Below are 15,143 nucleotides of genomic sequence, written 5' to 3'. Positions count from 1 at the left end.
GTGCGTCTTCTCATGTGTATAGGATTGCCCCCTTTTAAATTGTGATAAGATATGTTATGATAACGGCAATGGTTAAGAATTAAGGAGCCGGACAGAAGGCTTCGGAGTGAGGATAGATATGGATAATTATAATGGAGAACGAGAAATGCCGGACAGATATTCGCTGAGAGGTAAGGTCTTTCATCGCCTGAGAGAGGATATACTGTCTGGAAAGTATGCACAGAATGATGAGCTGAGAGAGGCGGCGATCAGTAAGTCCATGGGGGTTTCCAGAACGCCGGTCAGGGAGGCATTAAGACAGCTTGAGCTGGAGGGGCTTGTGACGATCATTCCCAACAAGGGAGCTTACGTTAATGGCATCACCGCGAAGGACATTTTTGATATTTATGAGATCCGCTCTTATCTGGAGGGGCTTTGTGCCAAGTGGGCGTGCCGCAATATTACGGAGGAGCAGCTTGACAATCTGGATGAGATCACATATCTGAGTGATTTTCATATCCAGAGAGAACACTGGGAACAGATATTTGAACTGGATAACCGTTTCCATCTGCTGTTGTACAAGGCATGCGGCAGTACGGTGCTGGAGCATATTCTGTCGGACTATCATCATTATGTGGAGCGTGTCCGTAAGAATACGTTGTCCTCGCAGGGGCGTGCCGGCAAAGCGGCCGAAGAGCACAAGGCTATCTTAAACGCAGTCCGCGAGAAGAACGAGGAGCTGGCAGAGAAGCTTGCCAATGAGCACATTTACCGTTCCCTGGAAAATATTAAGAAGCAGGGCATGGAAAATCTGATGAAATAGACAAAGAGCCTGCGAGGGCTCTTAATGCGATGACAGGGGAGAAACAGGGGAAAGATATCAATGGAAAAAGAAATGAAAAATTACGACCCTTATAAAAGGACAATCTTATTTTTTGCATCCTTGGTCAATATTATATTAATGACAGCAATTTTTGCGTATGCCTGGTATGGTTACTATGCATCGACCATGTACCAGCTGACCTTCTACCGCAAAGGACATTATGCACTGCTTGCTTTGTATGCGCTGCTGATGTTCTTCTTTTCGACCATGTACGGCGGACTCAAGATCGGACAGCTTCGCCGGATCGAGGTGATGCTGTCTCAGTATCTGAGTCTTTTGTTTACGAATATAGTAGCATATATGGTGATCTGCCTTCTGGCGTTTGGCTTTGTAAATCCGGGGCAGCTTTGCCTGGTATTTCTGGTAGAGATGATCGTTTCTACAATATGGAATGTGATCATTATCTATTTTTATAACCGTATTTTCCAGCCATGGAAGATCCTGCTGATCTACGGGGAACGTCCGGCCGCCGATCTGGTGTATAAGGTGGAGGCAAGAAGAGACAAGTATGCGATCTACGATGCGATCAATGTGGATGAGGGCATTGATGCGATCGCCGAGAAGATGAAGTCGTTTCAGGCGGTGATCATCGGTGATATTTCTGCCATCAAGCGAAATGATATTCTGAAATACTGCTATGCGCATAAGATTCGTGCATATGTGATTCCGAAGGTGTCTGATATTATTCTGATGGGAGCGGACCGGATCCATGTATTTGATACACCGTTTCTTTTGTCGAAGGGATATACGTTAAGCTTTGACCAGCGTTTTGCCAAGAGAACACTTGATCTGGTCATTGCCGTACCGCTTACGGTACTTTTATCGCCGGTGATGCTGCTGACGGCTCTTGCAATCAAGCTGTATGACAGAGGACCGGTATTTTACAGGCAGGTGCGCTGCACCAAGAACAACCGGGAGTTTGAGATCATCAAGTTCCGCAGTATGATCGTCAATGCAGAGAGCGACGGCGTGGCGAAGTTAGCCTCGGAGAATGACAGCCGTATCACACCGGTCGGTCATTTTATCCGCGCTACACGTATTGATGAGCTGCCGCAGCTGTTTAATATCATTCGTGGGGATATGTCCTTTGTGGGACCAAGACCGGAGCGGCCGGAGATCATTAAAGAATACTGTGAGAATATGCCGGAATTTGCGTTCCGTACCAGAGTGAAGGCGGGACTCACCGGATTTGCTCAGGTCTACGGCAAATATAATACAACTCCTTACGATAAGCTGAAGCTGGATCTTTTCTATATTGAGAATTACTCCTTCTGGATGGATCTCAAGCTGATCCTGATGACTGTGAAAACAGTCCTGAAAAAGGACGCTACGGAGGGCGTTGCCGAGGGACAGGTGACGGCGCAGAAGGATGTGGCGGATCAGGATCCGGAATCAGTCGAAGAAATTGTGAAGGAAATCGTGAAAAAGTAGCGGGGATATTGGAATATGAAGGCATTGATAGTCACAAGGGTGAGCGGATTTTTGCCGCAGTTTGAAGCCAATAATGTGAAGATACTGCAGGAGATGGGCTTTGAGGTTCATTATGCTGCTAATTTTAATACGGTTGTATACGGAAAGGATAATCATCGTCTGGACGGGATGGGTCTGACCTGTCATCAGATCGATTTTGAGCGTTCACCGTTCTCGCCGGGCGTAAGCAAAGCATACCGGCAGTTAAAGAAGCTTTTAGAGCAGGAGAATTTTGACCTGATCCATTGTCATATGCCGATGAGTGGTGTTGTGGCACGTCTGGCAGCACAGGCGGTACGTAGGAAAACAGGACGCAAGGTGCCTGTTCTTTATACGGCGCACGGTCTTCATTTTTATGAGGGAGCACCGTGGAAGAACTGGATCTATTATCCGGTGGAGCGTTATCTGTCCCGATTTACGGACAGATTGATCCTGATCAATGACGAGGATTACCGCAGAGCGCAGAGCTTTCCGGTGCGTGGGAGCGTAGAGCGGATCATGGGAATCGGCATGCGGCTGGATGCACTGCAGGACAGCCGGAAGACCGATTATACCATGGGGAAGACCGATGCAAAGGTGGATCTTTATGAACGCTACAGCATTCCGGACAATTATGGAATACTGATCAGCGTCGGAGAGCTGACGAAGCGAAAGAATCATATTGTGATGATCGATGCGATGAAAGAGCTGTTGGATCTTCCTCTGGTCTATGTGATCTGCGGATCGGGACCGTGGGAGGACAAGCTTAAGGAGCATGTGAAGGAGCAGGGGCTTGAGAACCGCGTCAAGTTTGCCGGCTATGTGGATGAGGTGCCGGCGATGCTTCGCAAGGCAGATTGTTTTGTGTTTCCGTCCTTTCAGGAGGGACTGCCGGTAGCTGTGATGGAGCAATGGCAGTGGGACTGCCGGTGATCGCCACAAGGATCCGCGGAATCACTGATCTTCTGGAACATACGCAGGGCGGTTATCTGTCGATGACTGGGAGCCGGAGAATTACGCCGTGAAGGTGCGCCGTATGTTTTCGGAACGGGGCGGCAAAAGTGAGACAGACCGCGAGACGAGACGAGGTGAGATGGGACGCTGGAACCGCAGAAGAGTCAGGGACTTTGCTCTTCCGGTGGTAGAGCGCAAAATGCGTGAGATTTATCAGTCCGTGATGGAGGAGATCAATGAAAACACTACAAATACTGATGTCAACCTATAATGGAGCCGAATATATCAGAGAGCAGCTCGACTCGCTTCTGGAGCAGGACTGTGAGAAATATGCGAAGGCATCCTTTCAGATACAGATCCGGGACGACGGTTCGGTAGATGGAACACAGGATATTCTGGAGGAATATGCCGTAAGATATCCCGGAAAACTCCATTGGTATCAGGGAGAGAACGTCGGCGTGATCCGAAGCTTTTTTGAACTGCTTTCGCGGGCGGACGAGGCTGATTATTATGCGTTCAGCGATCAGGATGATTACTGGATGCCGGATAAGATGACAAGTGCCATCGAACGTCTGGAGACAATGACAAAGGAGAAGCCGGCACTTTACTGCTGTCGGCCAAAGCTTGTCGATCAAAAGCTGCAGCCGCTTACCTCAGAGATTGAACGGCCGCCGATGCGTCCGGGCTTTTGCAATGCCATGATCGAGAATATTGTGACAGGCTGTACGGCGGTATTTAACCGGGTGATGCGTGATATGATAGCCAGGGAACTTCCGCAGTTTACGGTGATGCATGACTGGTGGCTTTATCTGACAGCAGTCTGCTTTGGTGAGATTTATTATGATGAGACGCCGCATATTTGTTACAGACAGCATCAGGGCAATGTTCTCGGAACCAAGACAAAGCGCATGGATGAATGGAAAATGCGCCTGAAAAGATTCCGGGGCAATCGTGGGAATATCAGTCATCAGCTGGAGGAGTTTGTCCGTATTTTCGGGCAGACGGAACCGGATAATGAAAATATTAAACTCGCAGTAAAATTTCTGGAGGTTCGCAGGTCTTTCGTGGCAAGAAGCCGTTTCTTAAAGGAGTCAGGGATTTACAGACAGCGTCCGGAGGATGATCGGATCTTTCATATTATATTGCTGCTTGGTAACTATTAATACAGGAAAGGATCGGAGGAGACAGGCAGTTCATGAGCATGTTGGCAAAGGTTGGCAGATTCTGCCGGGATTACGGTGTCATTTATACTGCAAGAAAGGTACTTTACCGCACCTACATCAAATATTATCTGGGGGGCAGATACTGTCCGTTTGCAATATCGGAGGAGGAGCGAAATAAGCAGTCTGCCTGGGTGCCGGATAGAAAGGTAAAGATCAGCATTGTGGTACCGCTTTACAATACAAACGAGGAGTTTCTGGTGCAGATGCTGCAGTCTGTGATGGATCAGACCTATGCGGACTGGGAACTTTGTCTGGCAGATGCCAGTGATGATGAGGCATGCCGTGCGAGGATTGCAGAGCTTGTGCATAAGGCACAGGAAAAGGACGGGCGCATAAGCTATCAGAGACTTGCGTCCAACGAGGGAATTTCGGAGAATACCAACCGTGCGATCGAAATGAGCACAGGCGACTATATTGCGTTATTGGATCATGATGATCTTCTGCATCCGTCAGCACTTTACGATGTGATGCAGCAGATCAATTATCATCAGGGAGAGTTTGTGTATACGGATGAGCTTTCGTTCGACGGAACAACAAACCGTGTGCAGAATATCCACTTCAAACCGGATTTTTCGCCGGAAAGTTTTCGCAGCAACAATTACATCTGTCATTTTTCTGTATTTTCCAGACGCCTTCTGGAAAAGGTGGGAGGCTTCCGGAGTGAATTTGACGGAAGTCAGGATTATGATATGCTGCTTCGTCTGACGGATGAAGCGGACAATATCTGTCATGTATCAAGGGTTCGTTATTACTGGAGGATTCATGCCGGCTCTGTGGCATCCTCCTCTGCGGCAAAGCCGTATACGATAGATGCCGGGAAACGGGCCTTGGAGGAGCATCTTATGCGCCGCGGGATTGTCGGCAGAGTGCAGGCGGCAGAGGGCTATGGACCGTTTTACCGGGTACATTATGATGTGCCGCAGGATACAAAGGTGCTTGTAATGGCAGAGACGGAGCGGCTGGCGGAGAAGCTTAAACAGGAGTTGTCCGGGCTTCCTTATGAGATTGAGATCCACCCGGTGGTGCAGCCGAGGTTTGATGTGGATGAAAAGCAGTTTGATGTAATCGTGATGGTGCGTGCCGGATACCGCCCGGATCAGCCGGACGGGGCATGGCTGACGGAGCTTTTGTCCTGTCTTGTGCCAAGGGAGAATATGGTCGCAGCGCCGGTTGTCTATGACGGTCGGGGAAGGATCTTTCATGCGGGCTATGGTTATCGTCCGGACCGTCCGGAACAGATCATGAGCCTGTACCGGGGCGTGCCGGGAAAGGATCCCTCCTATATGTACCGCCTTGCATTCAGGCAGAATGTTTCTCTGGTGGGAGGTGCGGTGCTTGCTGTCCGGGAAGAGGTATACAGTGACTGGGTGGAGGAAAATCTGGAGGTGGGAACCAAGAAATGGAACGGCTGGGGTGCCTTTTCAGATCAGACCTGGTTTTCTTTTTGCCTCAAGGCGAAAAAGCGCTGGGGAGACTGCGTATATACGCCGTATGTATCCTTTACGAAGCTGCAGGGGCTGACCTGGCGCCAGAAGCAGAGATGCTCAAAGGCGAGTCAGGAGCACTGGCATCTGTTTTTTGCGATGTGGGATCGCATGCTGAAGAAGGAAGACCCGCATGGCAATCCGGGCATGAATATTTTTGGAAAATATTATTTTTTGGGTAAGAGCAATACTTTACTTTTATAATTTAGTGCGTTATGATAATAGATGCGGTTAAGACCGGCAGAAAAGCCGGAACCGTCACACAGGAGGGAAATATGAAGTATGATTATTTGATCGTGGGCGCAGGTCTGTTTGGCGCGGTGTTTGCGAGAGAGATGACGGATCAGGGAAAGAAATGTCTTGTCATTGAGAAGAGAGATCATATTGCAGGCAACATTTATACCGAAGAGGTCGATGGGATTCATGTTCATCGTTATGGTGCACACATTTTCCACACTTCTGACAAAAAGATCTGGCAATATGTAAACCGGTACACGGAATTTAATCAGTATATTAATTCACCGGTTGCTGTTTACGGGGACGAGCTTTACAATCTTCCGTTTAATATGAACACGTTTAGTAAGATGTGGGGGATTAAGACACCGGCGGAAGCAAAGGCGATCATTGATAAACAGATCATGGATGCCGGGATCGGTGAACCTGCAAATCTTGAGGAGCAGGCGATCCGTCTGGTGGGAACGGATGTGTATGAGAAGCTGATCAAGGGGTATACCCAGAAGCAGTGGGGCAGGAAATGTACGGAGCTTCCGGCATTTATCATAAAGAGACTGCCGCTGCGTTTTACCTACGATAATAATTATTTCAATGACCGTTATCAGGGAATCCCGATAGATGGCTATACGAAGATGGTAGAACGCCTTCTGGATGGAATCGAGGTACGGTGCAATACGGACTATTTTAAGGTTCGTGAACAGATTGAAGCGGATACAACGGTGTATACAGGACCGATTGATGAATATTTTGGATACAGTCTGGGACATTTGCAGTATCGTTCTCTGCGGTTTGAAACAGAGAAGTTAGACTGTGAGAATTACCAGGGGAATGCCGTGGTGAATTATACGGCGGCGGATGTGCCATACACGCGTATTATCGAGCATAAGCATTTCACGTTTGGCACACAGCCGGTGACGGTGATCACCAGAGAGTATTCTTCCGAATGGAAGCCGGGCGAGGAACCATATTATCCGGTCAACGATTCCAGAAATACGGAGTTGTATCAGCAGTATCATGCACTGGCAGAGAAGGAGAGCGGTCTGATCTTTGGGGGAAGATTGGGACAATATCAGTATTTTGATATGGACAAGGTGATCGCATCTGCTCTGGCATGTGCAGCGTCACAGAAGTAACAAGGGGAACTGTGACAGGAGAATGGATTAAATGGGGCGATGGCGGATAGAAATGGAGGAATAATATGAGATCCGTTATGAAGCGAATGATGGTAATTGTAATGATCGTGGCAGTTCTTACTGCACAGATGCCGGGGAAAGCAGCTGCGGCAGCAAAGCCGATCATGATGTCGTTGAACTACAGCACAGTTCTGGTGAAAGTGCATGGGAAACAGACACTGGGTGTTTCATCGATTGCGCCAAATGGAGCGAGTAAGGCGGTGAAGTATGAGATCGCCAACCGAAAGGTCGCAACCGTATCCAAAAAGGGTGTGGTCAAAGGAAAGAAAATAGGAGTAACAACAATTCGTGTTACTTCAAAGAAAAACAAAAAACTTAGAAAGTTGGTCAAGGTTATTGTAGCAGACAAGGTTCCGACAAAGGTAAAGATGTCTTCTTCATTGAAGATGAGGGTTGCACAGAAAAAGACCTTAAAGGCATCGGTCAGTCCTGCAAAGATGTTGAAAGTATATAAGAAGGGATCCTGGATAAGTACAGATACAGAGACGGTGTCCGTATCCTCGAAGGGAGTTCTTACTGCACACAGGGAAGGAACAGTTTCCGTTATATTTACAACATTGAATGGAAAACGTGCAGTCTGTCAGGTGACAGTGATGGCCGATCAGGCAGCTGCGGCTACAACTACAGTTGTTCCGGCAGCAGTGAATACGCCGGTACCGGCACAGCCTTCTTCCGGTGCAGCAGTGACAAGCGCCGGTGCAGTAACACGGTAGACACAGAAGAATATCAGATACATAATTTAGCACTCTTTATGAAAGAGTGCTAAATTTTTCTTGACAATTATTTTATTTCGTACTAAGATATCTACCAGAATGATTGTTAGCAGTCGATAAGGGTGATTGCTAATTGACAAAATGGCAGATTTTTTTGCATTTCAGACAGAATGCATATAAAGGAAGAAACAGGAGGTTGTAATTATGCAGATGGAAAAAGGCAGTTTATCAATTGAATCAGAGAATATGTTCCCGATCATTAAGAAATGGTTATATTCGGATCATGATATTTTTGTTCGTGAGCTGGTGTCCAACGGCTGTGATGCGATCACGAAGTTAAAGAAGCTGGAGGTCATGGGAGAGTATGATTTCCCGGAGGACTATAAGGCGAGCATTCAGGTTGAGGTAAGCCCGGAGCATAAGACATTGTCATTTACCGATACCGGTATCGGTATGACGGAGGCTGAGGTTAAGGAGTATATCAATCAGGTTGCATTTTCCGGTGCGACGGATTTCCTGGAGAAATATAAGGATAAGACAAATGAGGATCAGATCATCGGTCATTTTGGTCTTGGTTTTTATTCCGCATTTATGGTTGCAGACAAGGTAACAATCGATACCCTTTCCTGGCAGAAGGATGCGGTCCCGGTTCACTGGGAGTCCGAGGGCGGCATCAATTTCGAAATGTCTGACGGAGATAAGAAGGAAGTCGGAACGAAGATCACACTGTATCTGTCCGAGGACAGTGTAGAGTTTGCAAATGAGTACCGTATCAAGGAGATCATTGAGAAATACTGCTCCTTCATGCCGGTGAATATTTATCTTTCCAAGGAAGGAGCCGAGCAGGAGTACGAGACGATCGACGCAGCAGATATCCGTGAGGATGATGTCGTTGTTGAGAAGTTTACCGAGGAGGCAAAGACCGAGGAGAAGGAGAATGAAAACGGCGAGAAAGAGACCGTTGAGATCTCACCGGCTAAGGAAAAGGCAAAGATCAACAAGCGTCCGGTATCCTTAAGTGATACGACACCTCTGTGGATGAAGCATCCGAATGAGTGTACCGATGAGGAGTACAAGAGTTTCTACCGTAAGGTATTTAATGATTACAAGGAGCCTTTATTCTGGATTCATCTGAACATGGATTATCCATTTAATCTGAAGGGCATTTTATACTTCCCGAAGGTAAATACACAGTATGATAATCTTGAGGGAGTGATCAAGCTCTATAATAACCAGGTATTTATCGCCGATAATATCAAAGAAGTTATTCCGGAGTTTCTGATGCTGTTAAAGGGTGTGATCGATTGTCCGGATCTGCCACTGAATGTATCACGAAGCGCACTGCAGAACGATGGCTTTGTTAAGAAGATTTCTGATTACATTACCAAGAAGGTTGCGGACAAGCTGTCCGGTATGTACAAGGTTGACCGCGAGAATTACGAGAAATACTGGGATGATATCAGTCCATTCATCAAGTTTGGCTGCCTGAAGGATCAGAAATTCCAGGAGAAGATGAAGGATTTTATCATCTTTAAGAATCTGGACGATAAGTTCATTACCCTGCCGGAGTATGTGGAGAATGTCAAGGGCAATGATGAGGAGCAGCCGGAGGTTGTGGATGCTGAGGATGTCGCAAAGGAGGAAGCCGGCGAGGAGACCGAGAAGAAGGAAGAGGAGCCGACGACCGTTTACTATGTGACGGATGTACAGCAGCAGAGTCAGTATATCAATCTGTTCAGGGAGCAGGGAATGGATGCTCTGATCCTTGCGCATACGATTGACCAGCCATTCATCACACAGTTAGAGCAGAGTGAGGATGTCAAGGTACACTTCCAGAGAATTGATTCCGATATTTCCGATTCCATGAAGGAAGAAGGCGATGAGGAGACATTAAAGAAGCAGACAGAGACACTCAGTGATGTCTTCAAGAAAGCGCTCGGCAAGGATCAGCTTGAGGTGCAGGTCCAGAATCTGAAGAATGAGAATATCTCTTCTATGATCACGTTGTCCGAGGAGACACGCCGTATGCAGGATATGATGAAGATGTACAGCGCAGGCGGCATGGGCATGGATATGAGCATGTTTGGCGGCGGAGAGACTCTGATCTTAAATGCCAACAACGCTCTGGTCAAGTATATCCTTGAGCATACAGAGGGAGAGCATGTCGATATGTTCTGCAAGCAGCTTTATGATCTGGCAATGCTTGCCAATAAGCCGCTTCCTGCAGAGGAGATGACGGATTTTGTTGCACGCAGCAATGAGATCATGCTTCTTCTGACACAGGAGTAATATAATGTCCGGTGCAGACCGGATATGCATAAATTGTACCAAGAAGCCGGTGTTTTGGGGCATCCCAGAGCATCCGGCTTCTTTTGTTGAAAATATGCACAAAGGATTGCGGGATAAGTGATAAATAATTGACATTTTTTTGTTAATAAGAATATTGACCAATGGTCATTTTTGTGATATAGTACCCTTTAGATTAAAGAAAATGACTACCGGTCATTTTTTGAAAAATGAAAAGAGAAAGGAAGGAAAGTCATGAAGAAACTTGCAGAATTTATCACCAAGCATAAAAATATCATTATTTTGCTTGCTGTGATCCTGCTGATTCCAAGTGGGATCGGTTATGTTTCTACGAGAGTGAATTATGATATTCTGAGTTATCTCCCGGACAGTCTTGAGACGGTTAAGGGACAGGATGTCATGGTAGATGAGTTTGGTATGGGTGCCTTTTCCATGATCGTTGTGGAGGATATGTCGATGAAGGATGCGGCAGCCCTGGAGAAGAAGATCGAGGCGATCGATCATGTGGAGGATGTCCTCTGGTATGACGATGCACTGGATATCTCCGTGCCGACCAAGATGATGCCGGATAAGCTTCGGAAGGCATTTTTTAACGGAGATGCGACGATGATGATCGCGCTCTTTGATAATACGACGTCGGCGGATGATACGATGGATGCGATCGCCAATATCCGTAAGACGGTTGGAAAGAGTGCATTTGCCGCCGGTATGTCCGGTGTCGTTACCGACATCAAGGATCTGGCGCTCAAGGAAATGCCGGTATACGTTATGATCGCAGCAGCTCTGGTGCTTGTGGTGCTGCTGATCACGATGGAGTCGTTTGTGACACCGTTAATTTTCCTGGCGACGATCGGTATGTCGATCGTGTATAACCTTGGAAGCAACTTTATGCTGGGTGAGATCTCGTACATCACACAGGCGTTGGCGGCGGTGCTTCAGCTGGCGGTCACGATGGATTATTCCATCTTCCTGCTGGAAAGCTATGAGGCGAACAAGGAGAGATTCCCTGACGATAACAAGCGTGCGATGAAGCATGCGATCACGAATACCTTCGTATCCGTATCGAGCAGCTCCCTGACAACGATCGCCGGATTCCTGGCACTTTGCTCCATGACCTTCCGTCTTGGTACGAATATCGGAATCGTTATGTCAAAGGGTGTTATCATCGGTGTGATCGCCTGTGTAACTGTTCTTCCGGCATTGATCCTCACTTTTGACAAGGCAATTGAGAAAACTTCTCATAAATCACTCTTGCCAAATCTGGACGGTCTGTCTAAGATAATTGTGAAGTATCACTGGGTAGCACTGGCACTGTTTGTTGTGCTGATCGCGCCTGCAGCTTATGGTAATGCCAACTACAAGATTTACTATAACATTGATTCGTCTCTTCCAAAGACGATCCCTAGTGCAATCGCCAATGATAAGCTTTCCGAAGAATTTGATATGAGTAATATGCATATCGTTCTGATGAAAAACGGCGACCTGTCCGCAAAGGACAAAAAGAACATGAGCAATAAGATCGAGGAGGTTGATGGAGTAAAATGGGTGATCGGTCTTAGTTCGCTGATCGGACCGAACATGCCGGAGAGCATGATCCCGGACAGCCTGCGGGATATCCTTCAGACGAAGGATTACGAGCTGATGTTTATCTGCTCGGATTACAAGTCGGCGACGGATGAGGTCAATGCGCAGATCGCGGATATCAATAAGATCGTAAAGAGCTATCAGAAGGGTGCCATGGTTATTGGTGAGGCACCGCTGATGAAGGATCTGCAGGATGTAACGGATGTCGATCTGAAAAATGTAAATACGATCTCCATCGCGGCGATCTTCTTGATTATCTTGATTACCTTTAAATCCATCTCAATTCCGATCATTCTCGTATCGGTTATTGAGTTTGCAATTGCCTGCAACATGTCCGTTCCGTATTACACGAATACATCGCTTGCGTTTGTAACGAGTATCGTTATCGGAACGATCCAGCTTGGTGCGACCGTCGATTATGCGATTCTGATGACGAGCCGTTATCACAAGGAAAGGATCAACGGAGCGACAAAAGCAGAGGCTGTTGGAATTGCCCACAGAACTTCGATCAAGTCCATTTTGACAAGTGGTTTCGGATTCTTCGCCGCAACCTTCGGTGTGAGTCTGTATTCACAGATAGATATGATCAAATCAATTGTAACCCTGCTTGCACGTGGTGCAGTGATCAGTATGATCGTTGTTATCTGCATCCTTCCTGCAATGCTCTGGCTGTTTGACGGAGTGATCGTGCGGACTTCTTGGGATATGCGCAAGGCAGGAATTGTTCAGCGAGACAAGGCAGCAAAGAAAGAAAAGTTATCGTAAAGAGGATTAGCAGAAAGGATGTATTGTTATGAGAAAGAATATGAAACGAATCTTAGCGTTAGGCTTAACAGGTCTTCTGACAGCAGGTCTTCTGACGGGCAGTGTGGAGTATGCCGGTCATACATTCGCAGTAGATGCCATGGCAGCAAGTGTGTCAAGCACAGAGAAGGTTAAGACAAGCGAGTCAGGCGGACTGGATAAGGAGGATGTATCCAAGCAGGAAACCGTATATGTCAATACAGATGCGGCAGGTCAGGTAAAGGATGTTGTAGTATCTGACTGGCTGAAAAACTCCGGCATTAACGGAACCGTAAAGGATGTATCTGATCTGACGGATATTGAGAATGTTAAGGGTGATGAGAAGTTCACACAGAGCGGTGATTCCCTGACATGGAATACCGGTGATAAGGATATTTATTATCAGGGTAAGACAGACAAGAATCTGCCGGTAAGCATGAATATTACTTATAAGCTGGATGGTAAGGAGACAGCACCGAAGGATCTGATTGGTAAGAGTGGTAAGGTCGAGATGACGATCAAGTATACAAACCACTCTAAGCAGACCGTTTCACTGGGGGGAAAGCAGACAGATATTTATACACCGTTTATGATGGTGACAGGAATGATCCTTCCGGTTGATAAGTTTGAAAATGTAACAATTGACAATGGTACACTCGTATCTGAGGGTGACAATGATGTTGTTGTTGCTTATGGATTCCCGGGTCTGGCAGAAAGTCTTGATCTGGATAACCTTGACTTTGGTGATGATATGGATATCGATACCTCAAAGATCAGTGACAAGATTACCGACACTGTTACGATCAAGGCGGATGTCAAGAATTTCGAGATGAATTCCACTTATACAGTAGCAACGAATCAGCTGTTCAATGAGCTTGATTTTGACAAGATTGATGATATGGACGATTTTACGGATAAGATTGATGATCTGACCGATGCTTCTTCTCAGCTTGTCAATGGAAGTAAGAAGCTTCATGAAGGTACGGAGAAGTTAAGTGACAGCTTTTCCGAATATGCAGATGCGGTTAAGACAGCCAAGGATGGCGTAGGTACACTTAAGGATGGTGCCGGTACATTAAAGACCGGTATCGTAAGTTATACAAAGGGAACCGATAAGCTGCTTAATGGCGTGACCACTTATGTAAAGGGTGCCAAGACACTTTCAAAGGGTGTGCAGGCGTATACGACAGGAACAAGCCAGCTGGTTGATGCAATTGGTCAGCTTCGTACCGCAACAAAGGATCTTCCGGCACAGTATGAGAAGCTCGGGAGCGGTGTAGATACCTATGTGGCTTCTGTTAATAAACTTCTGGCAAAGGACAATATGGATCAGATGACGACAGGAACCAAGAGCTTAAAGGAGGGCATTGGTCAGCTGGATGATGGTCTTGGTCAGGCACAGCAGGGTGTTACTGCCCTGAATGCAGCAGCGAACAAGCTGAAGAAGACAGACGAGCTGGATCAGTGTGTTGCAGGTCTTGAGGCAATGGAGAAGCAGTACGAGGCAGCCGCAGCAGCCGGTGATGCCAGTGCAAAGCAGGCAGCCGCAGCACTTCAGGGCGCGATCCAGTATATTCAGGGCGGCGAGCAGGTGGCCGATGCTGTAGATGCAGCAACAAACGGCAAGGCAGATGGAGATGCCGATAAGAATGGTCAGACAGATCTGGCAGTCGCTCTTGCAACTATGAAGGCAGCAACCGACAAGACTGCAACCGGACAGAATCTGTACACAGGTGCAGCTTCTCTGGAGACGGCAGCCGGCACAATGTCCGGCTATGCATCACAGCTTCGTGACAGCTCCAAGGCTCTGACCGATGGAAATGCACAGATGAAGGCAGGCGTGACACAGTTATCTGACAGCATCAATCAGATGAACACAGCGGCAGGAACGCTGACGGACAATAACAAGGCACTTAACGATGGTGCATCCGGACTGATCAAGAATGCATCCACGATTACAAAGGGAGCAAAGAAACTGACTGGCAACAGCAGCAAGCTTCGCAAGGGAGCAGTGCAGCTTCAGCAGGGAACCGGCACACTGTTTGCCGGTATGACAAAGCTTGTTAATGCAACAGGAGCCGTTTCAGATGGCATTTCTTCCCTTAATGATGGTGCTTCTACTCTTGAAAACGGTATGAACGAGTTCGATAAGCAGGGTATCAGCAAGATCGCAGATGCGGTAACGGAAATGTTAGACAGTGCAGATGATCTGAACGACAGACTTTCCAAGATCAGCAGTATCTCCGGTGATTACACAAGCTTCAGCGGCAATGCGGATGGAATGGACGGAAGTGTGAAGTTCATCATGGCAACCGAAGAGCTGACAGCAGACGAAGATTAATCAAAGAACTTCAGAT

The 15,143-nt window shown here is 47.2% G+C and carries 10 protein-coding genes and 1 pseudogene; all 11 read left to right on the top strand.

All coding sequences use genetic code 11. The features are described 5' to 3' along the window. Positions 1-118: 118 nt before the first annotated feature. The 11 genes and pseudogenes from DXA20_RS12450 (at position 119) to DXA20_RS12400 (ending at position 15,127) form a co-directional block, all read left to right on the top strand. Positions 119-802, top strand: coding sequence for a GntR family transcriptional regulator (locus tag DXA20_RS12450; protein WP_118561174.1), 684 nt, complete (start codon positions 119-121; stop codon positions 800-802). A gap of 60 nt (positions 803-862) precedes the next feature. Further along, positions 863-2,293, top strand: a complete 1,431-nt coding sequence (locus tag DXA20_RS12445; protein ID WP_243100647.1) for a sugar transferase — start codon at positions 863-865, stop codon at positions 2,291-2,293. Positions 2,294-2,308: 15 nt separating this feature from the next. After that, a pseudogene (locus tag DXA20_RS12440) lies at positions 2,309-3,336 on the top strand (glycosyltransferase). Positions 3,337-3,347: 11 nt separating this feature from the next. After that, positions 3,348-3,536 (top strand): hypothetical protein, encoded by a 189-nt coding sequence (locus tag DXA20_RS12435; protein ID WP_118561170.1) that lies wholly within the window; start codon positions 3,348-3,350, stop codon positions 3,534-3,536. Beyond that, positions 3,502-4,428 carry a glycosyltransferase family 2 protein gene (locus DXA20_RS12430; RefSeq protein ID WP_118561168.1) on the top strand — a complete coding sequence of 309 codons (927 nt, stop codon included), beginning with the start codon at positions 3,502-3,504 and terminating at the stop codon, positions 4,426-4,428. Before DXA20_RS12435 ends, DXA20_RS12430 begins: the two co-directional genes overlap by 35 nt. A gap of 32 nt (positions 4,429-4,460) precedes the next feature. Continuing rightward, on the top strand, positions 4,461-6,176 hold the full coding sequence (locus DXA20_RS12425; RefSeq protein ID WP_118561166.1) for a glycosyltransferase family 2 protein: 1,716 nt from the start codon (positions 4,461-4,463) through the stop codon (positions 6,174-6,176). A 71-nt stretch (positions 6,177-6,247) separates the two neighbouring features. Continuing rightward, positions 6,248-7,339 (top strand): UDP-galactopyranose mutase, encoded by a 1,092-nt coding sequence (glf, locus tag DXA20_RS12420; RefSeq protein ID WP_118561194.1) that lies wholly within the window; start codon positions 6,248-6,250, stop codon positions 7,337-7,339. 65 nt (positions 7,340-7,404) lie between these two features. Continuing rightward, complete coding sequence (locus DXA20_RS12415; protein ID WP_118561164.1) at positions 7,405-8,112, top strand: Ig-like domain-containing protein; 708 nt, start codon at positions 7,405-7,407, stop codon at positions 8,110-8,112. A gap of 204 nt (positions 8,113-8,316) precedes the next feature. After that, a complete protein-coding gene (gene htpG / locus DXA20_RS12410; RefSeq protein ID WP_118561162.1) occupies positions 8,317-10,401 on the top strand; it encodes a molecular chaperone HtpG in 2,085 nt (694 codons plus the stop codon). 252 nt (positions 10,402-10,653) lie between these two features. Then, the gene (locus DXA20_RS12405; protein WP_118561160.1) at positions 10,654-12,768 is read left to right on the top strand and encodes an efflux RND transporter permease subunit; all 2,115 of its coding nucleotides are present in this window, start codon (positions 10,654-10,656) and stop codon (positions 12,766-12,768) included. A 28-nt stretch (positions 12,769-12,796) separates the two neighbouring features. After that, the gene (locus DXA20_RS12400) at positions 12,797-15,127 is read left to right on the top strand and encodes a hypothetical protein (RefSeq protein ID WP_118561158.1); all 2,331 of its coding nucleotides are present in this window, start codon (positions 12,797-12,799) and stop codon (positions 15,125-15,127) included. Positions 15,128-15,143: the final 16 nt, after the last annotated feature.

The sequence above is a fragment of the Roseburia sp. AM59-24XD genome, assembly GCF_003478445.1.
In the GTDB taxonomy this organism is placed as follows: Bacteria; Bacillota; Clostridia; order Lachnospirales; family Lachnospiraceae; genus Jutongia.
Note: the sequence above shows the minus strand (reverse complement) of the source record. Positions and strands in the feature narration are given on the sequence as shown.